The organism is Streptococcus sanguinis SK49, assembly GCF_000212815.1.
Classification (GTDB): Bacteria; Bacillota; Bacilli; order Lactobacillales; family Streptococcaceae; genus Streptococcus; species Streptococcus sanguinis_C.
Genome location: NZ_GL890985.1, coordinates 1,338,588 through 1,350,144, shown reverse-complemented (window position 1 = coordinate 1,350,144; position 11,557 = coordinate 1,338,588). Strand labels below are relative to the sequence as shown.

The following is an 11,557-nucleotide window of genomic DNA, read 5'->3' as shown; positions in this document are numbered from 1 at the left end:
ATGCTTTGATAAAATTTGAACTAAAACAGGTCTCTTGCCAATTTGTAAAACGACATCTAGCGCCATAGAGCCCTACGACTTTACAAGATACCTTTACTTTATCATTTCGAAAATATAGATGAAATTTGACTATTATGCTATGTACAATTATTTTATAGAAAAGTAGTTTATGACTTTTTGTTAATGATCTAACTTGTTGAACCATTCTAAGCTTAATCAAAAGATTGAAATCTATGCAATAAAAAGTAGAAAGAAGAGATGATGCAAACAATAAATCATACAGAATTAATGAAATTAGGTTTTCCTGAACATACGGCACGGGATATTATAAGACAAGCAAAGTTAATTGCTGTTCGAAAATTTGAAGAATCTAGAGCTTTATCAAATAATGTGGTAGAATTAAGTAAATCACCATTTGATAATTCACGTCTTAATTTAGCTCCTAAGTATATTGTAGAAGAATTACTCGGCTTTAAGTTGCTTTCTGAAAGAAAGGAACAAAATGAGTAAAAAATATAAATGCGTAAGTCGAAATAAGAAAGGAAAAATTTACTATGAGGTTGAATTCAGTGTAGATCCAACTACGGGTGACCGAAGGAGGTTTAGGGTTAAATCTTATAAAGATCAATTTGGAATTGATTTTAAAACAGAAAAGCAAGCCTTTGACGAAGTCTGTAGGATAAGAACTGAATACAATGCTAAAATAGCTAGTGTTAGTGCAAAAAGACCACAATTAGATATTCCATTTTCAAAATTTATGGAAGATGTTTATTTGCCTTATTATAAGAAAACTGTTCAGTCCGTAACCTTTCAAACAGCTTATCCTCAGTATAAGACTTTTATTGAAGTTTTTGCTGACAAGAAATTGTCTGAAATCAATGTTCGGGAATGTGAAGATTTTAGATTATCTTTAATGGAAGACTACTCTCCAAACTACGCAAAAGGACTTTGGTGTAAACTGAAGAAGTGCTTAAATTATGCAGAACGCTTGGAATACATTGAGAATAATCTTTGTCGAAAGTTAGACAATCCTAAAGGAGAAAAACCGAAAACTGAATTTTGGACTGTAGAGGAACTTGAAAAGGTATTAAAAACTTTTGATCAGACAGTTTATGAAGAGAGGCAGTTTTATACGGCTATCTGGCTTTATTTTATGACGGGGATGCGAGTCTCTGAGGGTCTTAGTTTAAAGTGATCAGACATAGATCTTAAAAATAAAGTTATTCATATTCAGTCTACCCTAGAATATCAAGGGAATGGGAAATACGTTCGAAAAGAGCAGACAAAAACTAGGGCAGGAATGCGTTTCTTAGAAATAGATGACGAAACTGTTAAAGTGTTGCAAAATTGGAGAACTGTACAAGTGTATAATAGAGAAGATAATTTCGTGTTAGCACGGTTTAACTCTCAAATGAACAAATCTACCTTAAGTCGAATGTTAAAAAGGCATGCACTAGCGGCTAAGGTTCCTGTTATTACTGGGAAAGGTCTACGTCATAGTCATGATTCATTCATGATAAACGTTCTAAAAAAAGATGTTTTGTATGTCTCGGCTCGTTCAGGAAGAACGGACAAAGCTACAACACTAAACACCTATTCTCATTTCTATGATAGACAGATTGTTACTGGCGGTGCTGAAATAACAGAGGTGTTAGGAGAGCTCGGACTAACTGCAAATCCCGCCACAATCCCGCCAAGTGGAGGAACTAAGTAAAAAATAGCTGTATGAGAACAATTAAAGCAACGACGCTTCAGTTACTCTTAAATAATAGAGTTTCCAATCATAGAAAACAACCAAGTCGAAAGACTTGGTTGTTTGTATCCAAAATCATTTTTATGTTAAAGCGCTAACAAAAAATAGGATTGTATGATATAATTGAGACAGATTATTGAGGTTTAGGAGATATTATGAATAAGATAAAAGTTATATGAGATTGTTGATTAGGAGATTTTTGTTAGGGGGATTCAGATGAATGAATGCAATGGCTTACTGTTGCTCATTCTCTGGTTTAAAGTAAAGGATTTGTTATTCTTTTTAGAATAATTTGAAAGGGATTTTAATGAAAAAGTTTTTTGGGGAGAAGCAAACTCGGTTTGCTTTTAGGAAATTAGCTGTCGGGCTTGTTTCGGCTGCTATTTCTAATTTATTTTTTGTGTCTATCGTTGGGGTTGACTCTGTTCAAGCACAGGAAAAGTTGAATGTACACTATAAATACGTGACAGATACTGAAATAACTCCGCAAGAAAAGGAGTTGATTGTAAGTGGATTTCCTAAAATGCCTGAAGGCGATCAGGAGACTTACTATCTTGTCTACAGGTTAAACTCAAATACTGGATCAACAACCTTACCGAATACAGGCGATAGTAACAATTCCAATACTATGATGACGGCTGGTCTGTTAACGACGATAGGATTGGTTGTTTTTGTTGTGTCCAAAAGAAAGGTTAAAAGCAAGTTCCTACTGACTGTTTTGGTGGGGGCTAGTGTCGGAGGAGGTTTGATACTATCTGTCGATGCGCTGGAAAATGGGATCTTGCTACAGTATAATGCGGAATATCAAGTGTCGGCTGGGGAAGGTCTGCCGTCACCAAGTGAAATCTCTGGCTATACCTATGTTGGTTACATAAAAGATGAATCGATTAAGAAATTATTAGACAATAAGATTCTTGATAGTCAGCAAAATGCTAATCTAGATAAAGAAGTTTTAAACCAAAATAAGAAGCTAGATTATTCTGTTTCTTTTGATAAGAATGGATTGAAAAATCAAACGGTTGGCGTCAATACAATTGAGCCTCAAGATGAAGTCTTGTCTGGCCGAGTAACTAAACCAGAACTATTATACAAAGAAGAGGCCGTTGAAACTGAGATAGCCTATGAAGAACAAATACAAGAGAATCCTGATTTAGCTGAAGGTACTGTAAGAGTAAAACAAGAAGGCAAACCAGGCCATAAAATCGAAGTCGTTCGGATTTTCACTGTAGATAATTCGGAAGTTTCTAGGGAAGTTCTTTCGACAAAAATAGAGGAAGCGACTCCTAAAATAGTGGAAAAAGGGACTAAAAAACTTGACGCGCCTAGCGACAAACCAGTAGCTTCTAACTTGGTTCAACCTGAGCAAGTCGCACCATTACCAGAGTACACAGGCGTCCAATCCGGTGCAATCGTTGAGCCCGAGCAGGTGCCTTCTTTGCCTGAGTATTCAGGTACACTATCTGGAGCCGTCGTTGAGCCTGAACAAATTGAACCAGAGATTGGAGGCGTCCAATCCGGGGCAATAGTAGAACCTGCGCAAATGACGCCCTTACCAGAACACACAGGAACCCAAGCAGGCGCGGTAGTCGAGCCAGAACAAGTAGCTCCCTTACCAGAGTATACGGGGACTCAATCAGGTGCAATAGTAGAACCTGAGCAAGTTACTCCATTACCTGAATACACTGATGTTCAAGCAGGTGCAGTAGTGGCACCCGAACAAGTTACTCCATTGCCTGAATACACTGGTGTTCAAGCAGGTTCAGTAGTGTCACCTGAACAAGCTACATCCTTACCAGAGTATACGGGGACTCAAGCAGGTGCAGTAGTAGAACCTGAACAAGTCACCCCGTCGCCTGAATACACAGGAACTCAATCTGGAGCGATTGTTGAGCCTGAGCAGGTAGAACCTCCGCAAGAATATACTGGAAACATCGAACCAGCGGCGTCAGAAGCGGAAAATCCTGCTGAAAAAGCTCAAGAACCGAAAGAACAGAAGCAAGAACCAGAAAAGAATTTCGAGCTAAGAAATGTATCTGATGTAGAGCTGTATAGTCTAACTGATGGAAAATACAAGCAGCACGTTTCTCTGGATGCCATTCCAACCAATCAAGAGAATTATTTTGTGAAGGTGAAATCATCTAAATTTAAAGATGTCTTCTTGCCCATTTCTTCAATAGTCGATAGCACGAAAGATGGTCAGCCGGTTTATAAAATTACAGCAAGTGCTGAAAAATTAAAACAGGACGTCGACAATAAATACGAGGACAATTTTACTTTCTATCTAGCTAAAAAGGCAGCGAAAGAAGTCACAAACTTCACTTCCTTTAGTAACTTGGTTCAAGCTATAAATAATGATCTTGCAGGAACCTATTATTTAGGTGCTAGTCTGAATGCTAACGAGGTCGAGCTAGAAAATGGCGCTAGCAGTTATATAAAGGGCAGATTTACTGGTAAACTCTTTGGTAGTAAAGATGGAAAACATTATACTATTTATAATTTGAAGAAGCCTTTATTTGACATTTTGGGCGCTGCTACTGTAGAAAATCTGGCTCTTAAAGATGTAAATATCTCAGGGAAAACTGATATTGGAGCCCTTGCAAATGAAGCGAATAATGCAACAAGGATTAACAATGTCCATGTAGACGGTGTTCTGGCTGGTGAACGTGGCATTGGTGGCTTGGTGTGGAAGGCTGATAATTCTAAGATTACGAACAGCAGTTTCAAGGGAAGAATTGTCAACTCCTATGAAACGAGGTCTCCATACAATATCGGAGGATTGGTAGGTCAACTGACTGGAATCAATGCAGTAGTTGATAAGTCAAAAGCTACGATTACCATCTCGTCAAATGCGGATAGTACAAACCAAACTGTCGGCGGTCTTGCAGGTCTTGTCGAGAAAGATGCGCTTATCAGCAATAGTTACGCCGAGGGTGACATTAATAACGTGAAGCGCTTTGGAAGTGTTGCTGGTGTGGCTGGCTACTTGTGGGATAAAGACTCTAACGAAGAGAGTCGTGCTGGAAGATTGCATAATGTTCTTAGTGATGTCAATGTTATGAACGGGAATGCGATTAGTGGCTATCACTATAAAGGAATGAGGATAACTGACTCATATAGCAATAAGGACAACAGAGTCTACAAAGTGACTCTTGAAAAGGATGAGGTTGTCACCAAGGAATCGCTCGAAGAGAGAGGAACAATCCTTGATGCTTCTCAAATCGCAAGTAAGAAATCTGAAATTAACTCTCTTGCTGTACCGACTGTCGAAACCTTGCTGAGTAGCACTAATAAAGAAAGTGATTTTTCTAAGGTTGAAGACTATCAAGCCAGTCGAGCTTTAGCATATAAGAATATTGAAAAATTGCTACCGTTTTATAATAAGGCAACCATTGTCAAATACGGTAATCTGGTAAAAGAAGATAGCGCTTTGTTTGAAAAAGAAATCTTATCTGCAGTCATGATGAAGGATAACGAAGTGATTACAGATATTGCTTCACATAAAGAAGTAGCTAATAAGCTCTTGATTCACTATAAGGATCATTCATCTGAAAAGCTAGATCTCACCTACCAATCTGACTTTAGTAAGTTAGCAGAATATCGTGTGGGCGATACAGGTCTCATCTATACGCCAAATCAATTCTTGCATAGTCATGGTTCGATCATCAATGAAGTTTTGCCTGATTTGAGAGCGGTTGATTATCAGTCAGAGGCTATCAGAAACATTCTAGGTATTTCTTCAGGAGTTTCATTAACGGAATTATACTTAGAAGAGCAGTTTGCCAAAACGAAGGAAAATCTAGCAAATACACTGGAAAAACTGTTGTCTGCCGATGCAGTCATTGCCAGCGAAAATCAAACGATTAATGGTTATGTCGTTGATAAAATCAAACGTAACAAGGAAGCCTTGCTTCTAGGTTTGACCTATTTAGAGCGCTGGTACAACTTTAACTATGGTGACGTGAATATCAAAGACTTAGTCATGTACCACATGGATTTCTTTGGTAAGGGCAATGCATCACCGCTAGACACGATCATTGAATTAGGTAAATCAGGCTATAACAATCTTCTGGCCAAGAACAACGTAGATGCTTATAGCATCAGCCTTGCAAACAATAACGGAACAAAAGATTTGTTTAGCACAATTGCCAATTACCGGGAGGTATTTTTACCAAACAAAACAAATAATCAATGGTTCAAAGAGCAAACCAAGGCTTATATCGTTGAAGAAAAATCTGCTATTGATGAGGTAAGGGTCAAGCAAGAGCAGGCTGGCAGCAAGTATTCTATCGGGGTGTATGATCGAATTACCAGCGACACTTGGAAATACCGAAATATGATCCTTCCTTTGCTGACAATGCCTGAAAGATCGGTCTTTGTCATATCGACTATATCCAGTCTTGGCTTTGGTGCCTATGACAGATATAGAAATAATGAACACAGAGCAGGGGCAGAACTCAATAAGTTTGTTGAGGATAATGCTCAGGAAACCGCAAAACGCCAACGCGACCATTATGATTATTGGTACAGAATATTAGACGAGCAGGGCCGTGAAAAGCTCTATCGAAATATCTTGCTCTATGATGCCTATAAGTTTGGAGATGATACTACTGTCGGCAAGGCTACAGCTGAGGCACAATTTGACAGTTCTAATCCAGCTATGAAGTATTTCTTTGGGCCGGTTGGAAACAAGGTTGTACACAATAAGCACGGTGCCTATGCTACTGGTGATAGTGTTTACTACATGGGCTATCGGATGCTGGACAAGGACGGAGCCATTACCTATACCCATGAAATGACGCATGATTCTGATAATGAGATCTATTTAGGCGGATATGGAAGAAGAAGCGGTCTTGGTCCAGAATTCTTCGCCAAGGGCTTGTTGCAAGCACCGGATCATCCAGATGATGCGACAATCACGGTTAACTCAATTCTCAAATATGACAAGAATGATGCGACTGAAAAATCTCGTTTGCAAGTCCTGGATCCAACTAAACGTTTCCAAAATGCGGATGATCTGAAAAATTATGTTCATAACATGTTTGATGTCATTTATATGTTGGAGTACCTAGAAGGGATGTCAATCGTGAACCGTCTGTCCGATGTGCAGAAAGTGAACGCTCTGAGAAAAGTCGAGAATAAATATGTCCGTGATGCTGATGGAAATGATGTTTACGCAACGAATGTGATAAAAAATATTACAATGGCGGATGCGCAAAAATTAAACTCATTCGACAGTCTCATTGAAAATGATATTCTTTCAGCGCGTGAGTACAAAAATGGTGACGTTGAAAGAAATGGCTACCATACGATTAAACTCTTCTCTCCAATTTATTCGGCTTTAAGCAGTGAAAAAGGAACGCCTGGTGATCTTATGGGTCGACGTATGGCTTATGAACTTCTGGCAGCCAAAGGCTTTAAAGATGGTATGGTCCCTTACATCTCTAATCAATATGAAGATGATGCCAAGCAAAATGGGAAAACAATCAGTATCTATGGTAAGACCAGAGGTCTGGTAACAGACGACTTAGTTTTACGCAAGGTCTTCAACGGTCAATTTAATAGTTGGACTGAGTTTAAGAAGGCTATGTATGAAGAACGTAAAAACAAGTTCGACAGCCTAAACAAAGTCACATTTGATGATACAAGACAACCATGGACAAGTTTTGCTACTAAGACTATAAGTACTGTTGAGGAGTTGCAAACCTTGATGGATGAAGCTGTTCTCAAAGATGCCAATGATAATTGGTATTCTTGGAGTGGCTATAAACCAGAACATGACAGTGCTGTCCACAAGCTTAAAAAAGCAGTCTTCAAAGCTTACCTTGATCAGACTAAAGATTTCAGAACATCAATCTTTGAAAACCAGAAGTGATTGCTTTGAGCTGTCAAATGGTCTGCAAAGTTGCAAGTCTGAAATGTTATGGAAGAGCTTGAATTACTCTCAGATTCACACCTTCTTGTAGAAAAGAAATGACAAACCTAGTGAAAACTAGGTTTGTTTTTCTATATAAGTCAAGCAATTAAAACTGTAGCTAGTCTGCTTTCAGGCAGTTTGCTGCTGACAATCATTTATGAAGCTAATAATAGGCAGAAAAAAGCCTGAAATGACCTTTACCCTCCTTCATATTTTTGTTATAATGTTTGTATTAAAGCGTGCATTTGCGCGCTCTTTTCTGTGTTTTAAAGGCACTGAGTGCTTTAGAGTGAGTTATTTTTGAATAGATAGTGAAGGAGGAGTTATGTTATACATTTGGTCTTATTTAAAGAGATATCCTAAGTGGCTGGTCTTGGACTTTGTCGCGGCAATCTTTTTTGTAATCGTCAATCTAGGTCTGCCAACGGTGCTGGCTCGGATGATTGATGAGGGAATCAATCCTAAGCAGACAGACCAGCTCTTTTTCTGGGCTTGGGTCATGTTTGGCGTTATTATCTTAGGAGTGCTGGGGCGAATTGTTTTGGCTTATGCAGCTGGGAAGCTAACGACGACCATGGTGCAGGACATGCGCAATGATCTCTATGCTAAGCTGCAAGAGTATTCTCATCACGAGTATGAGCAGATTGGAGTGTCTTCTTTGGTCACTCGCTTGACTTCAGATGCTTTTGTTCTTATGCAGTTTGCGGAGCAAACCCTGAAAATGGGTGTCATTACTCCCATGATGATGCTGTCTAGTATTCTCATGATTTTTCTGACCAGTCCGTCTCTGGCATGGATTGTAGCTGTTTCAGTGCCTTTCTTGGCTGTCGTGGTCATTTATGTAGCGGTTAAAACCAAGCCCTTGTCTGAAAAGCAGCAGAAGACCCTTGATAAGATTAATCAGTATGTAAGGGAAAATCTGACTGGTCTGCGCGTTATCCGAGCTTTTGCAAGAGAGGAATTTCAAGAGAAGCGTTTTTCTGATGAAAATGAGGTCTATGCGCAAAACTCCAATAAGCTCTTTAAGCTGACTGGTCTGACAGAGCCGCTCTTTGTGCAGATTATTATTGCGATGATTGTGGCCATTGTCTGGTTTGCCCTCGATCCTTTGCGGGACGGCAGTCTTGAAATCGGAAATCTTGTTGCCTTTATCGAATACAGCTTTCACGCCCTGCTTTCCTTCCTTTTCTTGGCCAATCTCTTTACTATGTATCCTCGGACGGCGGTATCGAGCCAGCGGCTCAAGGAAGTCATGGATATGCCCATTTCAATCAATCCTAATGAAAATGGTGTAACCGAGACAGATACGCAGGGTTATCTGGAGTTCGACAATGTAACCTTCGCTTATCCAGGTGAGACAGAGAGTCCTGTACTGCATAATATTTCTTTCAAGGCTAAGCCGGGCGAGACTATTGCCTTTATCGGTTCAACTGGTTCTGGTAAGTCTACACTGGTGCAGCTGATTCCGCGCTTTTATGATGTAACAATAGGTAAGATTTTAGTGGATGGTGTTGACGTCCGTGAATACAATCTGAAGGCACTGCGTCAGAAGATTGGCTTTATCCCGCAGAAGGCTCTGCTATTTACCGGAACCATCGCAGAAAACCTACGATACGGAAAGGAAGAGGCTAGCCAAGAGGAGCTGAGTCAGGCGGCTGAGGTTGCTCAAGCCAAGGACTTTATCGAGAGCCGGGAAGAGCGTTTTGAGACTCACCTGTCTGAGGGAGGCAGCAATCTATCCGGAGGGCAGAAGCAGCGGCTTTCTATCGCCCGAGCGGTGGTCAAAAAGCCGGATATTTATATCTTTGACGACTCTTTTTCTGCTCTGGATTACAAGACGGATGCAGTGCTTCGTCGTCGTCTCAAGGAAGTGACAGGTCAAGCAACGGTGCTGATTGTAGCCCAACGTGTGGGAACCATCATGGATGCTGACCAGATTATTGTCTTGGATCAGGGCGAAATCGTCGGACGCGGGAAGCACGAAGAGCTGATGGAAACCAATAATATTTATCGTGAAATTGCGGATTCGCAGTTGAAAAATCAAGCTTTGACAGAGGAATAGAAAGGAGACTGATATGAAAAAGACACCTAGTTTTGCTCGTTTGTGGAGCTACCTAAAAGTTTATAAATTTGCAGTTGCCTTTGCAATCTTCCTCAAAATCCTCAGCGTCGTTATGAGTGTCGTCGAGCCCTTTGTCTTAGGTATAGCCATTACAGAATTGACAAATAATCTGCTGGATATGGCTAAAGGTGTGGCTGACGCCCAGATTAATGTGTCCTATGTTGGCTGGGTCATGGTTTTGTATTTTGTGCGGGCGATTATTTATGAAATCGGTTCTTACTATTCTAATTACTTTATGACCAATGCAGTGCAGGCTACCATTCGTGACTTGCGCAATGAACTCAGTCATAAGATTAATCGCATCCCCGTTTCTTACTTTGACAAGCATCAGTTTGGTGACTTGCTGGGGCGTTTTACCAGCGATGTCGAAGCTGTTTCAAACGCCTTGCAGCAGTCTTTTCTGCAGGTTATCAATGCAGTCTTCACTCTGATCTTGGTTATCGTCATGGTATTGGTGCTCAATCTGCAACTGGGAGTAATTGTGGTAATCTCAATTCCGATTACCTACCTCAGTGCTCGCTTTATCGTGAAGAAATCCCAGCCTTACTTTAAACAGCAGGCAGATGTACTGGGGGCTATGAATGGCTTTGTTCAGGAAAATCTGACAGGTTTTAATATCTTGAAGCTCTATGTCAGAGAAGAAAGTTCGCAGGAGGATTTTCGACAAATTACGCAAAAACTGCAGAAAGTAGGTTTTAAAGCTAGCTTTATCTCTGGTTTAATGATGCCTGTTTTGAATGTTATTTCAGATCTGACCTACCTCTTGCTGGCTCTGCTGGGCGGCCTTCAGGTTATCGCTGGGCGCCTAACAGTCGGAAATATGCAGGCTTTTGTTCAATATGTCTGGCAGATTAACCAGCCCATTCAAAACCTGACTCAGCTGGCTGGTCAGCTGCAGAGTGCCAAGTCTTCTTTAGACCGGATTTTCCAAGTGCTGGACGAAGCAGACGAAGTCAATGATAGGACAGAAAAGCTGGATCAAGATCTGACAGGTCAGGTTAGCTTCAAGGATGTAGACTTCCAGTATGTGGCAGATAAGCCGCTCATTCGGAATTTCAATCTGGAAGTCAAACCAGGTGAAATGGTCGCCATTGTTGGTCCAACTGGTGCTGGTAAGACCACGCTGATTAATTTGCTCATGCGTTTCTACGATGTGTCTAAAGGAGCGATTACAGTTGATGGACACGATATTCGCCATTTATCCCGCCAGGACTATCGCAAACAGTTTGGTATGGTGCTGCAGGATGCTTGGCTTTATGAAGCGACTATCAAGGAAAATCTTCGTTTTGGCAATCTGCAAGCCACTGATGAAGAAATTGTAGAAGCGGCCAAGGCAGCTAATGTGGACCACTTTATTCGGACATTGCCAGGCGGCTACAACATGGAAATGAACCAAGAATCAAGCAATATCTCGCTTGGTCAGAAGCAGTTGCTTACGATTGCGAGGGCTCTTTTGGCTAATCCTAAGATTTTGATTTTGGATGAAGCGACCTCGTCTGTCGATACACGGCTGGAGCTCCTGATTCAGAAAGCTATGAAGACACTCATGCAGGGTCGGACCAGTTTTGTCATTGCCCACCGACTGTGGACCATTCAAGAAGCGGATAAGATTTTGGTGCTCAAGGATGGTCAGATTATCGAGCAAGGTAATCATGAGAGCCTCTTGGTAGATAAAGGATTCTATTATGACCTTTACCAGAGTCAATTTTCTAAAAAAGCAGAAGAAGTTTAAAAGGTTTGCTAAATCATTTGATAACTGCTAGAATAT

4 protein-coding genes and 1 pseudogene are annotated in these 11,557 nt (G+C 40.5%); all 5 read left to right on the top strand.

Features of this window, described 5'->3' with window-relative positions; genetic code table 11:
* The first annotated feature begins 258 nt into the window (after positions 1-258).
* The 5 genes and pseudogenes from HMPREF9380_RS04410 to HMPREF9380_RS04425 all read left to right on the top strand — a co-directional run bounded on the left by HMPREF9380_RS04410 (position 259) and on the right by HMPREF9380_RS04425 (position 11,521).
* Positions 259-510 carry a DUF3173 family protein gene (locus HMPREF9380_RS04410; RefSeq protein ID WP_002933823.1) on the top strand — a complete coding sequence of 84 codons (252 nt, stop codon included), beginning with the start codon at positions 259-261 and terminating at the stop codon, positions 508-510.
* A pseudogene (locus HMPREF9380_RS0111055) lies at positions 503-1,714 on the top strand (tyrosine-type recombinase/integrase). Before HMPREF9380_RS04410 ends, HMPREF9380_RS0111055 begins: the two are co-directional and overlap by 8 nt.
* Positions 1,715-2,060: 346 nt before the next feature.
* Positions 2,061-7,625, top strand: coding sequence for a ZmpA/ZmpB/ZmpC family metallo-endopeptidase (locus tag HMPREF9380_RS04415; protein WP_002933816.1), 5,565 nt, complete (start codon positions 2,061-2,063; stop codon positions 7,623-7,625).
* Positions 7,626-7,992: 367 nt separating this feature from the next.
* Positions 7,993-9,729 carry an ABC transporter ATP-binding protein gene (locus tag HMPREF9380_RS04420; RefSeq protein ID WP_002933813.1) on the top strand — a complete coding sequence of 579 codons (1,737 nt, stop codon included), beginning with the start codon at positions 7,993-7,995 and terminating at the stop codon, positions 9,727-9,729.
* Positions 9,730-9,742: 13 nt separating this feature from the next.
* The gene (locus tag HMPREF9380_RS04425) at positions 9,743-11,521 is read left to right on the top strand and encodes an ABC transporter ATP-binding protein (RefSeq protein ID WP_002933812.1); all 1,779 of its coding nucleotides are present in this window, start codon (positions 9,743-9,745) and stop codon (positions 11,519-11,521) included.
* Positions 11,522-11,557 lie beyond the last annotated feature (36 nt).